This window comes from Amycolatopsis sp. NPDC003865, assembly GCF_053605345.1.
In genome coordinates this window covers 114,696-134,615 of record NZ_JBSGJA010000022.1, presented here as the reverse complement: position 1 = coordinate 134,615, position 19,920 = coordinate 114,696, and the positions used below count along the sequence as shown (strand labels likewise).

General features: G+C 72.4%; 15 protein-coding genes and 1 other RNA gene. 3 read left to right on the top strand and 13 right to left on the bottom strand.

Translation table 11 applies throughout. The features are described 5' to 3' along the window. Positions 1–89 precede the first annotated feature (89 nt). The 11 genes from ACWEVP_RS39430 to ACWEVP_RS39380 form a co-directional block, all read right to left on the bottom strand. Complete coding sequence (locus ACWEVP_RS39430) at positions 90–1,091, bottom strand: C40 family peptidase (protein WP_452067669.1); 1,002 nt, start codon at positions 1,089–1,091, stop codon at positions 90–92. A 2-nt stretch (positions 1,092–1,093) separates the two neighbouring features. After that, on the bottom strand, positions 1,094–1,693 hold the full coding sequence (locus tag ACWEVP_RS39425; RefSeq protein WP_452067668.1) for a hypothetical protein: 600 nt from the start codon (positions 1,691–1,693) through the stop codon (positions 1,094–1,096). A 3-nt stretch (positions 1,694–1,696) separates the two neighbouring features. Then, complete coding sequence (locus ACWEVP_RS39420; RefSeq protein ID WP_452067667.1) at positions 1,697–3,784, bottom strand: magnesium transporter; 2,088 nt, start codon at positions 3,782–3,784, stop codon at positions 1,697–1,699. After that, the gene (locus ACWEVP_RS39415; RefSeq protein ID WP_452067666.1) at positions 3,781–6,771 is read right to left on the bottom strand and encodes an ATP-binding protein; all 2,991 of its coding nucleotides are present in this window, start codon (positions 6,769–6,771) and stop codon (positions 3,781–3,783) included. Before ACWEVP_RS39415 ends, ACWEVP_RS39420 begins: the two co-directional genes overlap by 4 nt. Before the next feature lie 3 nt (positions 6,772–6,774). Beyond that, complete coding sequence (locus ACWEVP_RS39410) at positions 6,775–7,257, bottom strand: hypothetical protein (protein ID WP_452067665.1); 483 nt, start codon at positions 7,255–7,257, stop codon at positions 6,775–6,777. A 10-nt stretch (positions 7,258–7,267) separates the two neighbouring features. Then, on the bottom strand, positions 7,268–7,537 hold the full coding sequence (locus tag ACWEVP_RS39405) for a hypothetical protein (protein WP_364463711.1): 270 nt from the start codon (positions 7,535–7,537) through the stop codon (positions 7,268–7,270). Between the two features lie 450 nt (positions 7,538–7,987). Continuing rightward, entirely contained in the window at positions 7,988–8,845 is an 858-nt protein-coding gene (locus ACWEVP_RS39400) for an SCO6745 family protein (RefSeq protein ID WP_452067664.1), read from the bottom strand. 83 nt (positions 8,846–8,928) lie between these two features. Further along, positions 8,929–9,326, bottom strand: an RNA gene (gene rnpB, locus ACWEVP_RS39395) — RNase P RNA component class A. A 427-nt stretch (positions 9,327–9,753) separates the two neighbouring features. Beyond that, complete coding sequence (locus tag ACWEVP_RS39390) at positions 9,754–11,004, bottom strand: NAD(P)/FAD-dependent oxidoreductase (RefSeq protein WP_452067663.1); 1,251 nt, start codon at positions 11,002–11,004, stop codon at positions 9,754–9,756. Beyond that, positions 11,001–11,795, bottom strand: a complete 795-nt coding sequence (locus tag ACWEVP_RS39385; RefSeq protein ID WP_452067662.1) for a ferredoxin — start codon at positions 11,793–11,795, stop codon at positions 11,001–11,003. The genes ACWEVP_RS39390 and ACWEVP_RS39385 overlap by 4 nt, the downstream gene beginning before the upstream one ends. An 8-nt stretch (positions 11,796–11,803) precedes the next feature. Continuing rightward, entirely contained in the window at positions 11,804–12,481 is a 678-nt protein-coding gene (locus ACWEVP_RS39380; protein WP_452067661.1) for a DUF4142 domain-containing protein, read from the bottom strand. Positions 12,482–12,717: 236 nt separating this feature from the next. Between ACWEVP_RS39380 and ACWEVP_RS39375 the strand changes: the two genes are divergently transcribed. From ACWEVP_RS39375 to ACWEVP_RS39365, 3 genes are read left to right on the top strand one after another with little or no spacing between them, the layout of a single operon-like run. Next, positions 12,718–13,296: a sigma-70 family RNA polymerase sigma factor gene (locus ACWEVP_RS39375; protein ID WP_452067660.1), complete on the top strand. Its 579-nt coding sequence runs from the start codon at positions 12,718–12,720 to the stop codon at positions 13,294–13,296. After that, positions 13,293–13,859, top strand: coding sequence for a zf-HC2 domain-containing protein (locus ACWEVP_RS39370; RefSeq protein WP_452067659.1), 567 nt, complete (start codon positions 13,293–13,295; stop codon positions 13,857–13,859). The genes ACWEVP_RS39375 and ACWEVP_RS39370 overlap by 4 nt, the downstream gene beginning before the upstream one ends. Positions 13,860–13,890: 31 nt before the next feature. Further along, the gene (locus ACWEVP_RS39365; RefSeq protein ID WP_452067658.1) at positions 13,891–16,665 is read left to right on the top strand and encodes an AAA family ATPase; all 2,775 of its coding nucleotides are present in this window, start codon (positions 13,891–13,893) and stop codon (positions 16,663–16,665) included. A 6-nt stretch (positions 16,666–16,671) separates the two neighbouring features. Here ACWEVP_RS39365 and ACWEVP_RS39360 read toward each other — a convergent pair whose 3' ends face one another. Both ACWEVP_RS39360 and ACWEVP_RS39355 read right to left on the bottom strand, forming a co-directional pair. Beyond that, positions 16,672–17,913, bottom strand: a complete 1,242-nt coding sequence (locus tag ACWEVP_RS39360; RefSeq protein WP_452067657.1) for an SLC13 family permease — start codon at positions 17,911–17,913, stop codon at positions 16,672–16,674. 119 nt (positions 17,914–18,032) lie between these two features. Continuing rightward, positions 18,033–19,775 carry a hypothetical protein gene (locus tag ACWEVP_RS39355; RefSeq protein WP_452067656.1) on the bottom strand — a complete coding sequence of 581 codons (1,743 nt, stop codon included), beginning with the start codon at positions 19,773–19,775 and terminating at the stop codon, positions 18,033–18,035. Between the last annotated feature and the right edge of the window lie 145 nt (positions 19,776–19,920).

The following is a 19,920-nucleotide window of genomic DNA, read 5'->3' as shown; positions in this document are numbered from 1 at the left end:
CTGCCAGTACGCGGCCACCTGCTCGTGGAAGCGCCGCGACGTCGGGTGAATCGGCCGGCCCCGTTCGGGTCAAGGGCCCTCAACCCATGCTAAACGCCGGGCCGGACGGCCTGCGGTACGACTTCGGCCTCGTCGAACGAGAACGGCCGCGTGTGCACCGGCACGCCGGTCTGCTGCGCTTCGACGACCTTGCCGTCGCCCAGGTACATCATCACGTGGTGGATCGTGTCCGGGTTCGACGGATCGTTGGCCAGGAAGATGAGGTCACCGGGCTGCGCTTCACGCACCGGCAGCAACGCGCCCGCGTGGTACTGGTCGCGCGACACCCGGGGCAGGATGATCCCGGCCGACTCGTACGCGCGCAGCATCAGGCCCGAGCAGTCGTAGGAGTTCGGGCCGGTCGCGCCCCACACGTACGGCTTGCCCTGTTCGCCCAGCGCGAAGCTGATCGCCTGGCCCGCGGCCTGGCTCGGCGGCAGCAGCTGCCCCAGCCCGGTACCGCACGCGACGACGTCGACGACCTGGCCGACGTTTTCCACCAGCGTCGCCGCCATCGGCTCCCACTTGTGGTACCGGTCCGGGAAACCCGAGCGTTCGACGGCCTGCGCGGCGTCGCCGGGGCGCTTGTTCTCCCAGTCCGGCACCCCGAGCAGCACGTCGTAGAACTTGTTGACCTCGTACGTCGGGTCGGTGACCTGCGCCACCGTCCCCCAGCCCATCGACGGGCGCATCTGGAAGATGCCGAGGGAGTCCCGGTCGCCGTAGGTGAGGTTGTGCAGCCCGGACTCGGTCATCCCGGCCTGGATCGCGACCTGCCACGCGCGCGGCGCCAGCGACCGCTGCTTGCCGATCGAGATGATCAGCGCGACGGTCCCCTTCTGCTCGTCGTCCAGCTTCGACGCGTCGACCGTGCCGCGCTCGCCCTGGCCGGGCTGGGTCGGGCCGACCGAGGCGTCGCAGCTCATCAGCGAAACACCCCGGGCCTGCGCCTGCTGGTTGTCGATGACGACCTTGGCGGCGACGGCGGTGACTATCAGGGCGCCGATCGCGACGAACACGACCAGCCCCAGCCACAACCCCAGCCGCCGCACGGTCAGCTCGCCTGGTCGTAGTCGGCGACGCGCCAGCCCGCGTTGGTGTTCACGACCGTGATGGCGAGCTTCGGCCCGTCCGTCGGGATGGTCAGCTGCACCGAGCTCGTGTACGACGTCCCGACGACCGGCTCACCGGTGACCTTGGTGGCCGGGATGTTCGCCGGGTCGACCGACGCCATCACCGGCAGGTACTCCTCGGTGGTGAACGGCTTCAGTTGCGCCAGCCACTGCTCGGAGGTGATGCCGGCGGGGTGGTTGACCCAGGCCGCGGCCCACTCCTTGGCGACGCGGACGGCGTCGCCGTTCGGCGCGGCGGTGGTCGGGGTGGCCAGCGGCGCGGACAGCCGCGTCGGCAGGTTCGACGTCGGGACCGGCGCCGCGACACCCGGCGGGGTCGCCGTGACCGACGTCGTCGGCCCGGTGGTCGGCGACGCCTTGGCCTGCGGCTTGCCGACGACCTTCGGCAGCACGATGCCGAGCGCGGTGACCAGGATCGCCAAGAAGACCAGCGTCCCCATGAGGTGCCGGGGCGAGCGCAGCGGCCAGCCCCACAGGCGGCGGTAGACCGCGGCGCGGCCGCGGTTGGTGCGGATCGGCACGGGTCACCGCCCCATCACTTGGTCGGTGTCCCGCGGCTCTTCGCGGACCTCGATGCCGCGCGAAGGGCGGTACAGCACGAAAACCGGCTTGCCGGCGACGACTTCGGGGTCGACGCGCCGGGGTTGCGCGCGCACGCCCGGCGTCCGCGGCACGTCCTGCGGCGTGTAGTCGCTGAAGCCGGACTCGGGGCCGCGCAGATCGGACGGCACGACAACGGGTTCGGGCTCGTCGTTCCAGCGCCGGTCGGCGACCGGCGAGGTGTCGACGCGCCGGCTTTCCTCCCGGGCGGTGGTCGGCCGCCCGCCGGCGCCGACGACGACGTAGTCGCCGGGGTCGCCGTTTGCGGGGTTGTACTGACCGAACACCGGAGCGCCGGGGCGGCCGCCCGCGGGCAGCGCGCCCGCCGAACCGCCGCCTCCGACGGCGCCCGGCCACGCACCCGACCAGGCCGCGGCCGGGCGGGCCGCCCCCGAGGCGTTGTCGAGGCGCTGGGCGTTGGCGAAGATCGTGGCTTCGGGCCGGAACCGGCCACCGCCGGCGGTGGCACCGAGCGGGCCGCGCTGTTCGCCGTCGACGACGTCGTCGGTGTCGCGCACGGTCTGCCAGAACTCGTCCTGCGGAGTCGGGCCGTTCTTGTTGCGCCGGAACCGCGAGAAGATCCCGCCCCCGGGCGACGGCACGGCGGCGCCGACCATGCTGACCGACATCTCGACCATCTGCCACAGACGGCGCACGGGCCGCCCGACCATGAACAGCAGCACGGTGATGAGCCCGGCGAGGACCATCTGCGTGAGCATGTTGAGCGAGTTCCCGGCGTCGAAGATGGCTTGCAGCAACAGGGCGTGCACACCCGCGAGCACGGAGAGCACGACGAGGTTGAACGCGACGCCGCCGGCAACCTTGAGCACGCGGCGGAGGATTTCCGGGTGCAGCAGGGCGATGAGCCCGATCAGGGGCGCGGTGAGGGCGAAGAGGCGGATGAGGACCTGGGCGAGGAGGACGCTTGCCTTGGCCAGGAGCTGGAAGAGGGAGTAGACGAGGGCTTGGCCGAGGGACAGGAAGCCCGCGCCGGTGCGGCCGCCCGCTTCGCCGGTGAAGTAGCCGGTGGCGGGGCCGAGCTTGGTGGAGATGTCCTTGTAGGCGTTCTTCTTGCCGTCGATGACCGACTGGTTGGCGTCGTCGCCGTTGCGCAGCTGCGCCCACGTGAACGCCTGGGCGTCCAGCAGTGGACGTCCGAACTGGTCGGCCTGCGGCGCGGTCGGTGACCCGAACTCCCCGCGGATCCAGTTCTTGTAGACGATCTCGTTGTGCAGGCTCGTCGGCAGCACGTGCCGGATGACGCGGTTGTCCGCGTCGTCCACGAACCCGGCCTGGATGTTGGTCGTTGTCTGGACGATCGCTTTGTCGATCGGGTCGAAGTACCGCAGCATCGCCAGCGACGACGCCGCCAGCCACACGCCGGCCAATGCGTACAGTGCACGTTTGCTGACCGCGGCGAGGTCGCCGCGCCAGATGTTGCGGAACAGCATGATCGACATGACGAGTGCGACCAGGCCGAACAACTGGGCGTAGATGTTGTTGTAGACCTTCTCCGCGCCGGACTTCACCGCACTGTACAACGGGTTGAGCAGGCCGCCCTCGAGCACGGTGTAGTGCAGCGAGTTCGTCGCGCCGACGATGTTCTTGCCCAGGTTGAAGAGCTGGTTGCCGCCCCACGTGTCCAAAGTGGACCCGGCCGGGGTCAGGTTCAGCCCGGTGCAGTTCGTTTCGAAGGTGTTCCAGACGAACCCGGCGTAGCTGTAGTCGACGTACGCGCTGCCCGCCTCACCGTGCCCTTCGGCCGGGTCGATGGCGCCGACCATGCCCGCGCCGGGGCGTTCGGGGTTGGGGGCCTCGCCGCAGGCCGCCGCGCTCGCCGCCGGGGCCGTCGCGATCGCCTGGAGTCCCAGCACGAGCATGACGGCGAACATCGTCGCCTTGCGTCCTGGGGTGCGCCGGCCCGGGCGCGGGCCTTCCTTGATCCGCCGCTTGAGCGAGTGCCACCCCGCGGCCAACGTCAGCAGGACCGCCAGCGTCAGCACGGTGTTCATGCGGCGTCCCGGCCGGTGCCGCCCTTTCCGCCCGTGCGGGCGTGCTGCTGCCCGCCGTTGCCGTTCGGGGACACGCTGCCGTTGCCGGTCGGGGACACCCCGCCTTCCACCTCGCCCGTCTCCGACGCCAACGGGTCCGGTGCGCCCAGGAGGTTCTCGTCGGCCAGGCCGACCTCCAGTTCCGCCGCCAGCTCGAAGTCCTGCTCCAGCTCGATGTCGTCCTCCGGCGGGACCGCCACGTACGGCTTCTTCTCCTCCGGTGGCAACGCCAGCTCGTTGCCCGGACGACGCGACGGGGACGCCGCGTCCTTCGAACCCGGGGTCGTGTCCATGACCGCCCGCAGGTGGTCCAGGTGCGGGCCCGAGAAGTCGACGCGGATGCGCTCCACGCCTCCGGCACCGTCGCCGAAGATGAACTGGCGAGGCTCGACGTCCCGCTCCAGCCCGCTTCGCTGCGCGCCGGGACGCCGTCCGAGAGCCGCCACCACCTGCTCGTAGCCCACGCCGACCGGGACCTTCAACAGCCTCAGCGCGTCCGCCTGGGCGTCGTCGTCGTCGAGACGCCCCACGAACACCGAGTCCAGCAGGGCCACGAAACCCTGGATCTTCAGGAAGTCCGCCGGGATCTGCGAAGACAGCAGCACCCGGACGTTCCACTTCCGCGAGTCACGCGCGAAGCGGTTCATCAGCACCCGCCCGGTCGGGACCTCCGACAGGAAGAACGCCTCGTCGATCCAGACGCCCTTGCGCATCTCCTTCGGCTTCTCGTACACCGACCGCTGGGTCAGCCACGCCGCCAGGTTCAGCATCTCGACGCCGAGGGACTCCGCGTCCGTCCAGTACTCGCGGGGGACGCCGTCCTTGGGCAGCGTCAGCCCGGCCATCGTCAGGACCGTCAGCCGGTCGTCGCGGGTCTCCGAGTACGGGTCCGCGTCCGTCTCCGGGATCAGCAGCGCCATCCGCTCGCGCATCTCGTCGAGGAAGTCCGCGACGACACCCGCGTGCTCGTGGTGTTCCGAAGAATCCCGCCGCAGCGCATCGATCACCTGGCCCGGATCCGCGTCGAACCGGCCGCCGACGGCTCGCACCGCGCGCAGCAGCACGATCCGGGTCTGGGCCATCCGCGAGACCTCGTACGGCAGAACGCCCGTCAGGACGTCGAGCACCAGACGCCGTCGCGTCGCGCCCGCGAGGGCCTTCTCGCGGCGCCAGGACCGCTCCGGGTCGTCCTCGTCCATGAAGTGCTCGATCAGCGGCTCGGCGACCACCCGGTACGGGTTGAGGATCCCCGGCTGGGCGTTGAGCAGGTTGATCGGCCGCGCGTACGGGCGCAGCTCCGGCAGGTCGCACAGCCGCGACAGCGGGCCGGACGGGTCGAGGATCGTCCAGTTCGCGCCCGCGCGCAGCGTCTTGTAGACGATGCCGCCGCCGAGGAACGACTTACCACCACCCAGGCCCGCCACCATGGCCGTCAGGCCGGAGCCGTCGCGGATCTCCTGGGCCATCCACGGGTCCCAGGCCACCGGGCGCCGCGTGGCCGTGCACGTCTCGCCGAGCAGGATGCCGCGGCGGTCGCCGACCTCTGCCGTCGCCGTCGGGACCGCCGAGGACGCCCAGACCACCGACCCGCGGCGCATGTACGCCGCCGAGGCCAGCGGCTCGCCCGGGATGAACTCCCGGGCCATCGCGTACTGGGCTTCGGGGTGCTCGATGGCGATCTTCGGCTTGTACAGGTCCAGCAGCTGCTGGGCCAGGCGCAGCGCGTCCCGCTCGGTCGGGCCGGACACCGCCAGCCGCCACCACGAGCGGACGCGGGTGGCCAGCGCGGTGAAGCCCGACGTCATCTCGTCGTCGATCTCCAGCACCCGCCCGGCCTGCCGCGACAGCGACTGCGGCGGCTCCAGCTCGTGCTCGTCGGTGTAGTGCTTGACCTGCGAACGGACCTTGTTCATCTGTCGCTGCAGCTCCCCGGCCACTTCCTCGGGGCGCCGGACGTAGATGCGCGCGGACACCTCGACCGCGGCCGGCAGGCGGTCGGCGTGCTGGATCCATGGGTCGTCGACCTCGGGGATCTGCAGGCCGTGCATCTGCCCGACGGTCAGGATCGCCAGGTGCCGCGAAACGCCGGCGTTGGAGCCGGTGCGGCCGCGGACGGTGACCGTCGGCGCGTACGGGTCGGCGTAGTAGTCGGCGGCGTCGGTGAAGCTGGCCAGGTCCTCCGGCTCCCAGGCCGCGCCCGGCACGGCGGGCATGTTCCGCGGCGCGGGCAGCCCCAGCGAGCACGAGCGGTGCATCAGCCAGGACATCTCCTCGGCGTGCACCGGACGGCCTTCCAGCCCGGCGCTGCCGATGACCTGGTCGAGGTGCTCGACCTCGGAGTCCAGCGCGGTCAGCTCGGCGTCGACGGCCTCGGGCAGGATCTTGCGCAGCACCGGCGCGGCCCGCTCGACCGCGCGGTCGACCATGCGCCGGGTCTGCACCTGCACGCCCAGGTAGACCTCTTTTTCGGCCATCGAGCGGCCCATCAGCTGCTGCTGCTCGCCGATCAGGTAGTCGTCGAACGACAGCGCGCCCGGGACGTCGTTGGGGCGGCCGTGCGCGTTGTAGACGTGCGCCTCGGCCCACATCCGGATCGGGTAGGGCCGGTTGGTCACGCGCAGGTGCAGCCAGCGGCCCTGCAGCTCGGCGTACTGGCCGGCGATGGCCGCGACGAGGTCGCGCCGCTGCGAGTCCGACCGGAACGACCAGCGCTGCGGCGCCAGCCGGTACCAGGCGTAGACCTCGTACCCGGTGCGGACGAGGTGCCCGTCGATGCTTCGCACCGCGATCGAGGGGGTATACGCGGGGATCGCCTGCTCGCCGGTCAGGCGCCGGCCCTTGCCGCCTCCCGAACCGTTCCGCGGCGCGCGGACCTGCTCGGGCGGTTGCCATGCGCCCGAGTGCGTCTCCCGACCCCGTTTTCCTCGGCTACCGCCGCGACCGAACAACGACTACCTCCCGGCCCGAGCCGCGTTGCCGCGGCTCCGGCGCGCTCGTGGTGTTCCCTGGGTGAAGGCAGCACCCGGCGGCGCGCCGTGGTGCTGGTACTGCCGCCTCCGCTTGTGCTTCGGCAGCGGGCGCTCGGCCCGTACCCGGACGCGGCTGGCGCTGACCGCGCCCCCGGTGCCCGTGGTCACCTCTCTGGGGGTGTTGAGCTCGCGCCCGGCCATCGTGACCACGGTGCCCAGCGGGCGCTCGTGGCTGATCTTGGCCGTGAGCAGCCGGGTGATCACGATGGTGGCGACGAACGCCCACGCCGTCGAGAAGAACCCGAAGCTCCACCCGGCCCAGCGCTCGATGCCGAGCACGACGAAGAACGCCGGGATGCCGATGAGCCACGCGACGTAGCGGGCTCTCCAGGGAAAAGTCGCTTTCGGCGGGCCGAGCCACACGGCGTCGACCCGGTAAACCTCGTCGTCAGTCCTGATGCGCACGCGGCCCGCCTCAGCCGGTGAACAGGCCGGCGATCCACTGGCCCACGTTCACGCCCGCGCCGCTGACCGCGAGTCCGATGATGGCGAGCGCGATGACCACGCCGGCGAGCCGCCGCATGACACCGGCGTTGTCGCCCTTGCCGCCGCCCAGCCAGAGGAGCAGGAGGGCCACGGCCAGCAGCACCAGGGGGATGATGTTGTCGAGCAGCCACTGGCGCACGTTGCCCGTGCCCAGTTCGCCGCCGGCGGCCAGCGTGTCGAGGGTGGTCAAGGTCATCATCGCGATACTCCCGGTGCGCGGTGGGGCCCGCGCGGCTGTGGCTCAGGCGGTGCTTCGAACATAATGGGGGCTACGAGGGGTAGTGGTCAAAGCGCGCTGCGTAGATGACGGCTGGCTTGTCAACCGGTGTGGCGGGCAGGGCACACGAAAACTCCACGCCCACCATCATCGCGGCAAGGGCCCTCGGGTTAAAGCCCGGGCACCCATCATTCTCAGTGTGCTGACGAACTCACCCCATTGCCCGGGATTTGCTCACTGTGGGTACTGGTGCCATGGCCGTTGTGCGGCCTGGAACAGTGTGACATGACCCGAACGGCCCCTGCGCGCGAGTCCGTTCAGTGACCGCCCCTCGGCCGGTCGGCGGCCATGTCGATCTTGGCGTCCCGCGTTGTCCGTCACACCGCGCTCAAAACCTCACACGGCTTTCACTACATAGCGTGATCTTGGTGCTCAGGAGCGGCGTTGGGCGAAAACGCCCTTCGGGAACGCCCCGGCCGCAACCACGCGGCGGGTGAGATCCCGGCCGAGCTCCTCCAGCCGGGCCAGCTTCTCCGGCCCGAGGCGCTCCCACGGCGCCTTCGCGGCCGACTCGGTCGCGACCTCGACGCGGTCGCGGACAGCGACGCCTTCGCCGGTCAGCGCGCCTTCGCCGTCGAGCAGCCCGCGGTCGCGCAGGCCCTGCTGGGCGGCGTCCCACTGCTCGTCGCTCCAGCCGCGGGTCAGCTTGGCGGAGTCGACGGTGAACCCGGCGCCCGTGGCGACGTGCGTGACGAGCGCTTCGACACCGCTCAGTCCGTTGAGGACGAGGGCGGCGATGTGGCCGTCGCCGCGGTGCTCGCGCAGCAGCGTGATGGCGTGCCAGAGCGCGAGGTGCGGCGGCTCGGGCCAGTCCAGCCCGGCGTGGGCCGCGTAGAGGGGGCGCCCTTCGACGGTGCACCCGGCGGTGGCCTCGCGGGCGAGCTCGCCGGCCTCGACGACCTGGTCGCTCTTGAGCTCGTCTTCGCCGAGGAGCCGGGTCAGGGCCCGGTCGACGCCCTCGAGCCGGGCGGCGAGGACCTGCTCGGGCGACGCGAGGGTCCAGGCGCGCGGGATCACGCGGGCGACGACCTCGGGGTTGAAGTTGTAGAAGGTGGCGGCGACGACCTCGGGGCCGACGGCGCCCATGGCCGCGGACCGGCTCGCGAAGTACGGCATCCGGCCGGGCCGCAGCCCGATGCCGGTGAGGGCCTGGTCCACTTCGGGCGCGAAGTACGCCAGAGCGTGCAAGGAGTCGAACGCCGACTTGAACCGCTTCTCGTCACCCGCCATGCGCGCACCCTACTACCGGGTAACTGCGGGGGTACAGCGCCGAGGGGACGTTCGTCGTGGCGAACGTCCCCTCGGCGGTGGGGCGGACGAGCGGGCATGTAAGCCGGATCCTGTTCCCCGGTCGCCTCGCGGCTCGCGGGGCGGCGGCCATCCATCTCGGCCTGCCGTCGCCGGCAGGCTCCAGCGGCCTACCCGCAGGCTCGGACGGGCCGTCCTCGAACGCCTGCGCAGAAGCCCGGGGGCTTCCTCTTGGCCTTGCTCCGGGTGGGGTTTACCCAGCCGTCCCGGTCACCCGGGACGCTGGTGGTCTCTTACACCACCGTTTCACCCTTACCCCGGCCCTCGCGGGCCGTGGCGGTCTGTTTTCTGTGGCACTTTCCCGCGGGTCACCCCGGGTTGCCGTTAGCAACCACCCTGCCCTGCGGAGTCCGGACTTTCCTCGGGCCGGGTCGCCCCGGCCCGCGACCGCCCTGCCTGCTCGTCCGCGGGGCAGATGGTAGCTCAGCGCGCGGGTGGGGGTTCGGCCGCGGCTTGGCGGGCAAGGTCGGCAGACCGCGGAGCTCAGCCCGGCGCGAGTTCGGCACAGCCCGGCAGGCAGGGGCGGCAGACCGCGAGGCACGGCCCGCCGCGACTTCGGCGCGGCTTGGCGGGCAAGGTCGGCAGACCGCGGAGCTCAACCCGGCGCGAGTCCGGCACAGCCCGACAGGCAGGGGCGGCAGACCGCGAGGCACGGCCCGCCGCGACTTCGGCGCAGCCCGGCGGGGCAGGGTCCGCAGACCGCGAGGCTCATCCCGGGGCGAGTCCGGCGAGCAGGTCGGCCCACCGCGGCGCGGGCTGGCGCGGGCGGCGAAGCCTGGCGCGGGCGGCCCGGCCGGCGCAGGCGCCGAAGCTCGCGGCGAGCCCTCGCGTCAGTACCCGGCCGCCGCGCGGCTGTGGTGGCGGGGCCGCTCCGGTTCCGGGGGACGCTGCGGTGGCACCACCGCCGGCGCCGGGTGTTGCCGCGCCAGCTCCGCCGTCCAATGCAGCACCGCCGCCGGGCTGTCGAGCCCGATCAAGCCGATCAACCGCCCGTCGCGGACGAATCCCGTGATCGGTCTCGTCCCCTGCACCGGGGACTCCAGCAGCACCGTGTCCGTCCCGAGCATCGGCCGCCCCGCGACCTGGATGCGGACGCCGTGCTGCTCCGACCAGTACCTCGGCACCGGCGTGTACGCCGGCGACCCCGCCGGGCCGGCCAGCAGGTTCTCGGCCGCCGCGCGGCTCATCTCCACCGCGTTGAGCCAGTGCTCGTCCCGCCGGGGCGTCGCGTCGTAGCGGAGGTTGGGCCAGCGGGCCACGTCACCCGCCGCGACGATCGTCTCCGAGCCCAGGACGTGGCACGTCGGCCCGCACACGACGCCGTCGTCCAGCGGCAGCTTCGCCCCGCGCAGCCACGACACCGCCGGCACGCTGCCGACGGCGACCACCACGCACGCCACGTCGATCGCCCGCCCGTCGGCGAACTCCAGGGCGACCGACGTGGTTCCCGGGCGCCACCGGCGGATCGTGGTCCCCAGCTCCAGCCGGACGCCGCGGGCCGTGTGCAGCGCGGTGAGCCAGTCGCCGATGTCGGGGCCGAGGACCTCGGCCATCAGCGCCCGCGACCGGCCGAACAGGATCACGTCGCGGTTCATCTCACGCAGGCTCGAGGCGACCTCGCAGCCGATGAAACCGTCCCCGATCACCGCCACCGGGCCCGCGCTGGTCGCCAGCGCGCGCTGGAGCGCCGTCGTGTCGGACAGCGTCCGGACGACCACGACCCGCGGGTGGCCGTGCGGCGCGCCCGGCATCCGGCGCGGCTCGACGCCGGTGGCGATGATCAGGCCGTCGTAGCGGACCTCTTCGTCACGCAGGTGCACGACCTGCCGGTTCGGCGACAGCCCGGTGACCGGGCTGTCGAAGTACCACTCCGCGTCGACTTCGAGCGGGTCGGCCAGCAGCGTCTGGGCGCGGCTGACCGCGCCGGTCAGCAGGCTCTTGGACAGCGCCGGGCGGTGGTAGGCGATGTCCGGCTCGGCGCCGAGGACGACGACTTCGCCGTCGAACCCGAGTTCGCGCAACCGTTCGGCGGCACGCAGGCCGGCGAGACCGGCTCCGGCGATGACGATGCGTTCGCTCATCGGGTGGCTCCCAACACGTGGATGGCTCTCATGGGACAGGCGCGCGCGGCCGCGCGGACGTTCGGCGTTTCCCCGGCACCGGGCCGTTTCTCGTACTCGAGCAGCCCGTCGTGGCCGAGCCGGAAGACCCCGGGCGCCTCGGACTGGCAGACGCCGTAGGAGTGGCACCGGTCGTCGTCGACGTCGACGCGCAGGGCGGCGACCTCGGGGTCGGGCTCGATGAGGCCGGCCCGGACCAGCGCCGGCGAGGGCAGCACACGCAGCGCCGAAAGCAGCACCGGCGGGACGAGCAGCGTGATCCCCGCGAGCCAGACGACCGCCAGGTGCCCGCTCGAAACGGCGCCGAGCCACGCGTGCACCGCGAGCAGCCCGACGGCGAGGTAGCCGGCCTGGTGGAAGCGCAGCCAGCGGGCTTCGCGACCGCGGCGCAGGCGCGCGGTGACCGACACGGCGACGACGAGCTCGAGCCCGGCGATGCCGATGGCGTGCCGCGGCGAGCCGTCGTAGAAGGGCACCAGCAGGTCGGCGACGCCGAACGGGTCGTCCTCGAGGAAGAGGAACGTCAGCCCGTGCAGGGTGCCGGTGGCGAGGGTGAACGCGGCGAGCAGCGCGTGGCCGGTGCGCAGCGCGTCGCGGCCGCTGAACCGGCGGACCCAGCCGGTGGCGGCGAGGACGCCCCAGCACAGCGTGAGGCACATGCAGAGGTACGTGAGGCGGCCGGACAGCGCGGCGGCCTCGGCGATCCCGGTGTCGTGCGGCGAAACCGGGAGCAGCGCGGCGGACGGGGACATGGACGGGCTTACCTCCGGGTGCGCGGCGTTGTCCTGCCGGGGGTTCCGAGCAGGCGGAGCAGGCCGAACGTGGCGACGGCGGCGACGGCCACGAAGCCGGCCCCGAGTGCGACGTCCCCGGCACCGAGGGTGTCGTCGGTGCCGTCTCCGGTGGCGGGGACGAGCAGGGACGTGGTTTCGGCGAGCCCGGTGCTTTCGAGGAGCGTCAGGTGGCCGAGGGAGGTGTCGACGGCGGTCTGGGCGAACGCGCGGACGTCGTCGTCGCGGGTGCCGGCGCGGACGGCGGAGGCGAGGGAGAAGAGGGTGCCGTACTCGGCGCGGAGGCGGTTGACGTAGGCGTGGTCGAACGCGTCGCCGGAATCCGCGGCCAGCTCGCCCGCCCAGGCGCGTTCCTGGTCGGTCGGCTCCCCGGGGAGGGTGACGGCGAGCCGGTCGGCGACCGCGCGCAGGGCGACGCCGAGGCGGGCCTGGTCGTCGGCGATGCGGACGGCGACCGCGCGCACGCGCCGGTTGGTGGCGCGCTCGGCGGCCTGCCTGCTCGCCGGCGTCACCCACAGCGCGTGCTGCTTCAGGCGCGTCAGCAGGGTGCGGTCGGTCTGCTGCAGTTCTCCGGCGGAAGCGGGGAGAACGCAGCCGAGCACGAGCGCGGTCGTGGCGGCGAACAAGGCCACGAATCGGAACGGCATCCCCGTTGTCCCTTCGCGAAGTAGTCCTCACTGGGGTTACGAGGAAAAGGTGTGACACGGTTCTCACCGTCACCTTTTAGTGACTGTGACGTGCGTCACAAGACAGAAAATGAACCATCACGGTTGACGACACGGCCAATAGGGCACGGAAACTAATACATATGGCCTATTAAGTGTTTTTGCGCTACGCTCCGACAGGCCCCACGGTCCGCCAGTCAGGTGAGGTTGCGAGCTTTATGGAAGCACCGGGCAGAGAAAGTCACGGTCACGTCGGCGGCACCTCGTCCGCGATCGCGGTCGAAGCGCGCCCCGACGCGGGAGACGACCTCGTCCCACTGCTCTACAAGGACTTCCGCGCCACCCTGTTTGCGCAGGTACTGGCCCTGACCAACCACGACCGGCAGTGGACCGAGGACGTCGTGCAGGAGACCATGATCCGCGCGTGGCAGCACTCCGGAACCCTCGAGCGCGAGCCCGGAATGCTGCGCGGCTGGCTGCTCACGGTGGCGCGCCGGATCGTCATCGACGGCTGGCGAAATCGCCGGGTCCGCCCGCAGGAGGTCGCTCTGGAGATCCCGGAAAACGCCGAGCCCACCGACCGCACGGACAGTTCGTTAGCCGCACTAACGATTGGCCGGGCATTGTCGGAACTTGATGAGAAATATCAGGCCGTCATCGTCGAGACCTACCTCGCGGGAAACACGGTCCGGCAGGCTGCGACAATTTTGGGAATTCCAGAGGGAACCGTCAAATCGCGGTTGTACACGGCGATGCGGCAATTGCGGAAAGCGCTCGGGGAAGTGGCGGTCCGATGAGGGCGGAGCACCGGGCGGCGGCCGCTTACGAACTGGGTGTCCTCGACGACGCGGAAGAGTTCGAAGACCACCTGCGCGGGTGCCCCCGCTGCCGGGAGCTCCAGGCGGGGTTCCGCCCGGTGGCCGAGGCCCTTGAAGCGGCGGCCCGGCTCGGGTATCTACCCGGCGGTGGCCCGCCGGCCGACGAGGCTCCGGCCTCCGGTGCCGGTCTCCCGGCCATCGGTGGCGCCGGTGCCGGTCTCCCGGCCATCGGTGGCTCCGCCGCCGGTGGCGACCCGGCGTCCGGTGGCGCCGTCCCGCGGCTCGACGCCGGCTACCCCGCGCCGAGCGGCGGCGGGGCCCGGGGCCGGAAGCCGAGCCTGTTCTCGCGCCGGCGGGGGATGGCCGCCGGCGCGCTCTTGCTGCTCGCGCTCGGGGCGACCTCGATGGTCGCCCGCGCTGCCCGGCCGGCCACCGCGAGGGCCTGGCTCGCATCCGCTGCGTCCATCGTCTCCCCTGCTCAGATCGTGGCCGGTACCGGCCATGACCTGCGGGATCCCCCGTGTCGGGCCGGTTTCCAGTAGTCTGCCCCAACCCAACATGAAAGTCCTTACGGTGGATACCGAAGTAAATCCCGAGCACCCCGTCAGCGGGGCTTCGGTACCGAAGCGCCCCGCCCCGCGGCTCCCCGGCCGCGAGCCCGAGCTCCGCCGTCTGACCAGCCTGTTCCCCGTCGCGCTCGGCGGGACGGCCGCGAGCGCGGTGCTGGTCGGCGAGTTCGGCATGGGCAAGAGCGCCACGCTGCACGCCACCGCCGCACTGGCCGCGGACGCCGGCTTCACCGTCGCGATCGCCACCGGGTCGCGGCTGGAGAGCCACCTGCCCGGCGGGGTCGCCCGCCAGCTGGCCGACGCGCTGGACCCCGGCTCGGCGCAGATCCCCGCGGAGTGCGGGCCGGCCGGCGAGAGCGAAGCGCTGGACCGCTTCTTCCGGATCGTGCGGGACGCGACCGAGCGGGGTCCGCTGTTCCTCGGCATCGACAACGTGCACCTCGCCGACGCCTGGTCGATGCGCTGCCTCGCCTACATCCGGCACCGCGTGCTCGACCTGCCGGTGTTGATCATACTCACGTCCTTGATCGGCCACCCGCCGCACCACGAGGTGGCGCTGCTGGAGATGGCGGGCTGCACGCCGGCGACGATCACCCTCAACGGCCTCGGCGACGCGGGCGCGGCCGAAATCCTGGGCCTCGCCCAGGGCGAGCTCGCGACCGCGTGCCGCGAGGCGACCGGTGGGAACCCGTACCTGCTGCAGGCGCTGCGGCCGCGGCTGCTGCCCGGCGCGGACCCGCACGAGCTCGGGTCGTCGCTGATCGGGCAGGTGCTGCACACGCGGATGGCGGAGTTCCCGCACGGACCGGCGATCCTGCACGCCGCCGCGATCCTCGGCGAGGACGCCGGCTTCGACCTGCTGGCCCAGCTCGCCGGCGTCGACGAGTTCGAAGCGCTGCAGGCGATCGACACCATGGTCCGGCTGCACGTGCTGAACAACAGCAACTCCCCCACGCTGACCTACCCGTTCGTCCGCAACTCCGTCCTCAAGGACATGCCGAAGACCACGCGCGCGGTCAACCACGCGCGGGCGGCGAAGCTGCTGTCCGAGACCGGCGCGCCGGCCGAGCGGGTGGCCGCGCACCTGCTCGACGCGACGTCGATCCGGATCCCGTGGGGCGTGGACGTCCTGCGGCTGAGCGCACGCAACGCCGTGTTCTCCGGCCGGTCCGAGCTGGGCGCGCGGTACCTGCGGCGCGCGCTGGAGGAACGGCTGACGTCGGGGCGCCGGGTGGCCGTGCTGCTGCAGCTGGCGCACGCGGAGTTCCAGGTCGACCCGCCCGCCGCGGCGCAGCGCGTCCGGGAGGCCGTCGACACGATCGGCAACCGCGACACGGCCGGGTTCATCGCGTCGGCGATGCTGCTGTCGCTGTGCGGCGGCCAGGACGCGCGGCTGGCGATCAGCGCGGCCGGCCAGATCGCCGCGCGGCTCGACGCGGGCGGGCCGGACGCCGTCTGGCCGCTGCTGTGCATGACCTACCTGGCCGAGGCCGGCAGCCGGCTCGGCCCGCCGCCGGAGTTCCGCGACTTCGAGGAGCAGTGGGCGCCACTGACCGACCCGGCGGCGCAACGCAGCCGGTCGGCACTGCTGGCGCTCGACGCCGTCCGCAGCGGCGAGTCCGCGCCGGAGGCGGTCACGCACTTCGCCGACGCGATGGCGGGCGACGAAGGTGAACTCTTCGAGCAGCACTACTTCTTCACCCTCGCGACGTCGGTGCTCGCCGACGAGCCCGCGCACGTCGACCGGCTCTGCCGCGTCCTCGACGTCGAACGCGAGCCGTGGGACGTGCACGTGCCGCACGGCGCGCTCCCCACCCTGGCCCGCGGGATCGCGCTGCAGGCCAGCGGCGACCTGCAACGCGCGAGCGTCCACTTCGAATCGCTGCTGCGCCGCTTCGACGAGCGCGGCGGGACGACGACGTGCCCGGTCGGCGTGCTGTGCGCGGCGAAGCTCGTCGAGTGCTGGGTGGACCTCGGCCGGTTCGAGGCGGCGACGTCGCTGCTGGACCGGATGGACTTCGTGGCGAGCCAGGGCCTGTTCACCCACACCTACCTGCTGTACGCGCGCGGGCGCCTGCGCGTCGCGACCGGGTACACCCGCTTCGGGTTCGAGGACCTGCTCAGCTGCGGGCGCCGGCTCGCCCACCACGGCATGCGGTTCCCCGGGTTCGTGCCGTGGCGCGCGCACGCGGCGCGGGCGGCGCTGGCGCTGGGCCAGGCCGACGACGCGGCCCGGCTGGCCGAAGAGGACATGAACGCCGCGGCCCGTTGGGGCGCGGCGCGGCCGCTGGGCACGGCGTTGACGACGCTGGGCCTCGTCCGCGAGGACGACGAAGCCGAGCGAGCGCTGACGAAGGCGATCACGACGCTCAGCTCGTCACCCGCCCGGCTGCAGCTGGCGACGGCGCTGACCGAGCTGGGCACGCTGCAGGCGCGCCACGGCCAGTCCGAAAAGGCCATCGAGACGCTGCGGCAGGCCGTCGAGCTGAGCGAGCACTGCGGAGCGCGTCCGCTGGCCCGGCGCGCGGCGGAGGAACTGCGCTCGGCCCGGCGGGCGCTGACCCCGGCGAAGGACAACGAGCACGGCTTGACGCGGCAGGAGAACCGCATCGCCGTGATGGCCGCGCAGGGGCTGACGAACCGCGAGATCGCCACGGCGCTGCACCTCACGCGGCGGACGGTGGAGCTGCACCTGTCCGGCGCGTACCGCAAGCTCGGCATCCCCGGGCGCGCGGAACTCGGTGGCGCGCTGGCGAAGTCCCAGCGCGGCGGGGTCTGAGCCCCGTCAGCCCACCAGTCCCAGGCCGAGCCACAACGCCCCGGTCGCCGCGGCCAGGCACAGGGGTGTCGTGATCGCCCCCAGTGCGTGGAACGTCTTCGCCGACGGGTGCTCCGGCAAGGTGCGGCGCCACAGCAGTGTCGCCAGTGAGCCGAGGTAGCTCGCGTTCGGGCCGATGTTGACGCCGAGCAGGACGGCCAACAGCACGCCCGGCGCCGGGTGCGGACCGAGGACCGACAGCAGGATCAGGGTCGCCGGGAGGTTGTTGACCAGGTTGGCCAGCAGGGCCGCCACGCCGGCCGCGACGAGGAGGTCGAGCAGGCCGGCCGACGTCGGCAGGACGTCGCGCAGCAGCCCGCCGAGCAGGTGTTCCGACACCGCCTCGACGACGACAGCCAGCCCCAGCACGAACAGGCACAGCTGGGGCGAGGCCTCGGTGATCAGCTGCCACGGCTTGATCTTGCCCATCGCCAGCGCCCGGACGCCGAGGACCAGCGACGCCAGCGCCGCGATCCAGACCGGCTCGACGTGGCCCAGCTGGCCGACCCCGAAGCCGACGAGGGTCAGCGCGAGGATGACCAGCGCGAACGTCGGCGTCTCGAGGTGCTGCCGGGGTTCGGCGGTTTCGCGTGGCCGCAGGTCGGTGGCGAAGAAGCGCAGGAACACCAGCAGCTCGATGGCGATCGTGACCAGCCACGGCAACGCCATGACCGCCGTGAACCCGGCGAACGTCAGCCCCGACGCGGCGAAGGCGAGCAGGTTGGTCAGGTTGGACACCGGCAGCAGCGTCGAGGCGGAGTTGGCCAGGTGCGCGCAGGCGTACACGTGCGGGCGGGGCGGGAGCTTCAGGCTGGTGGCCGTGGCGAGGACGACCGGGGTGAGCAGGACGACGGTGGCGTCCAGGCTCAGGATCGCGGTGACGCCCGCCGCCGCGGCGAAGGTGAGGACGAGCAGCCGGCGGGGTTTGCCGTGGCACGCCTCGGCCAGGCGGTTGCCGAGCCAGGTGAAGACACCGTCCACACTGGCCAAAAAGGACAAAAGCAGGATCGCGGCCAGAAAGCCCAGTGTGGGCAGGATTTCCACGGCCCGCTGCCCGGCGGCGGCGGGCGGCACCAGCCCCAGCAGGAGCGCGAGGCCCGCGGCGGGCACGGCGGCGACGGCTTCGGGCCACCCGCGCGGCCGGACGATGGCGAAGACCAGCACGACGGCCAGGAGCGCCAGGCTTCCCGCCCCGGCCCAGAAGTTCACGCACCCACGCTAATCGACGCCCGGCGCGGGCCCGCCGGGGGCGGCCCGCAAGTGTTTCCGGCAGCCGGGCCGGAGCGACCGAGACCCGCCCCCGGCGACCGGCGCCGTGTCCGGTCTCGTCAGCCGGGCATCGTGATGGTCTGGCCCGGCTTCATCGTCGCGCCGCAGTCGTCCAGCGGGCCGCCGAACCGGTCCGCCGCCACCGCCGGGATCGTCTTCGCCGCGTACTCCTGCGCCGCCTTCAGCTTCGCCGGGTCGGTGACCGCGTCGCGGCGGACCCAGTCGCCGTTGCGCAGGCCCTCGATCGGGCTGCTGTAGATCAGCACGTAGTCCCGGTCCAGCCGCGGGTCCAGCGCGATGCCGTTGCCGGCCGCCCACGGGCCCCACGAGTGGATGAACGTCGGCTTCACCGTGTCGAACACGTAGTCGCGCAGGCCCGCCAGGTCGTTGTCGTGCACCAGGTCCGCGATCGGCTTGTTGACCAGGCCCGCCATGTCGACCAGCTCGAGCCGGCTCGTCATCGACGAGCCGCCGAGGTCCGGCAGCAGCAGCGACGCCTTCTGCAGGCCCAGGATGTCGGCGTACGTGTTGAACCCGCGGCCGAAGCGGTCGGCCACCAGGCACGCCGTGATGTTCGGGTTCTTCGCGAACTTGTCCGCCGCGGCCGCGAACCCGACCGCCGACGGCACGAACGCCCCCACCAGCACGACCACGATGCCCACCCGCAGCAGCGCGCGCCGGTGCTTGAGCAGCTCGCCCGCCGAGAGCGTCCCCGCGATGACGGCCAGCGGCCACACCGGGCTGGCGAACCGGTGCTGGTACATCCAGTCGGCGACCATCACGCCGTACGCGACGATCCCCAGCCCCAGCGGCACCAGCAGCGCGCTCAGCGACCGCCGCCACGGCGCCTTGACCAGCGCGAACCCGATCACCAGCGCCAGCAGGACCACGCCCGCCCAGCCCGCGTAGCCGGCCAGCTCGAACGGCCGCTTCAGAGCGTCGATGCCGGGCAGGCCCTGCTGCTTGGCCACCGACGGGTTGGCCAGCAGCCGACCGAACTCCGCGTGCCGCCAGACGACGTACGCGCCGAACGGGACGGCGAACGCCGCCACCGACAGCAGCGCCAGCCGGAAGCTCTTCCAGAACAGGCCGCCGCGCAGCAGGAACAGCGCCGCCAGCGGGTACGCGCCCGCGTAGATCAGGCCTTCCGGGCGGGTCAGCGCCGCGAACGCGACCATGACGCCCGCCCAGAGCGCGACCTTCGGGGTCAGCAGCACGTCGCGCTTCACCGAGACGAACAGCGTCACCGCCAGCGTGACGACGGCGAACGCGAACAGCGAGTTCTCCAGGCCGGACACGACCCAGATGACGAACGACGGGATGGTCGCCAGCGTCAGGCCGGCGATCAGCGTCGCCAGCCAGGCGAAGCGCGTGAAGACCTGCTTCGCCGCGATGTAGCACGCCGTCAGGATGCCGCCGGTGAACAGCAGGCCCAGCGCCTTCGGGAACAGCACGTAGTCGGGCAGGCCGAAGAGCGCGCCGTGGTCGAAGAGGCCGACGAGCTTGCCGAGGCCGAGCAGCACCATCCACGTCGGGTCGGAGAAGCCCTCGACCGGCGGGGCGCCCGGCTGCAGCACCGGGCCGAGGCCGTCGGCGAAGCTGCGGGCGTAGGAGAAGGTGATGGCGGCGTCGTCGACGATCCAGTGGCCGTAGCGGGTGGCGTGGGCGGCGACCGCCGCGACGCCGGCGAGCACGGCCAGCACCGGCGCCAGGCGCGCGCCCCAGCCCCGCGTGGTCGTCGCGGGTGCCGGGTCCTCGGGGACGTCGCTCGGGGAGGTCTCGGTGAGTGCGCTAGCCGTCATGTCCTCGTCACTGTTCCGCCCGCAGGCTTCTGCCGGTGGGATACGCGCGAGCTGGCGCCCCCTTAGTGGGCCGATCCAGCCGGCCCGCCACCGCGGCGACGCGGTCGAGACACTGTAGCCAATACCCCATCCGGGGTCGGCCACG

Bases quoted from the DNA above. Each gene is read 5' to 3' on its own strand.
- ACWEVP_RS39420 (WP_452067667.1), bottom strand. From the start codon at position 3,784: ATGAACACCGTGCTGACGCTGGCGGTCCTGCTGACGTTGGCCGCGGGG.
- ACWEVP_RS39405 (WP_364463711.1), bottom strand. From the start codon at position 7,537: ATGATGACCTTGACCACCCTCGACACGCTGGCCGCCGGCGGCGAACTG.
- ACWEVP_RS39400 (WP_452067664.1), bottom strand. From the start codon at position 8,845: ATGGCGGGTGACGAGAAGCGGTTCAAGTCGGCGTTCGACTCCTTGCAC.
- ACWEVP_RS39390 (WP_452067663.1), bottom strand. From the start codon at position 11,004: ATGAGCGAACGCATCGTCATCGCCGGAGCCGGTCTCGCCGGCCTGCGT.
- ACWEVP_RS39385 (WP_452067662.1), bottom strand. From the start codon at position 11,795: ATGTCCCCGTCCGCCGCGCTGCTCCCGGTTTCGCCGCACGACACCGGG.
- ACWEVP_RS39380 (WP_452067661.1), bottom strand. From the start codon at position 12,481: ATGCCGTTCCGATTCGTGGCCTTGTTCGCCGCCACGACCGCGCTCGTG.
- ACWEVP_RS39375 (WP_452067660.1), top strand. From the start codon at position 12,718: ATGGAAGCACCGGGCAGAGAAAGTCACGGTCACGTCGGCGGCACCTCG.
- ACWEVP_RS39370 (WP_452067659.1), top strand. From the start codon at position 13,293: ATGAGGGCGGAGCACCGGGCGGCGGCCGCTTACGAACTGGGTGTCCTC.
- ACWEVP_RS39355 (WP_452067656.1), bottom strand. From the start codon at position 19,775: ATGACGGCTAGCGCACTCACCGAGACCTCCCCGAGCGACGTCCCCGAG.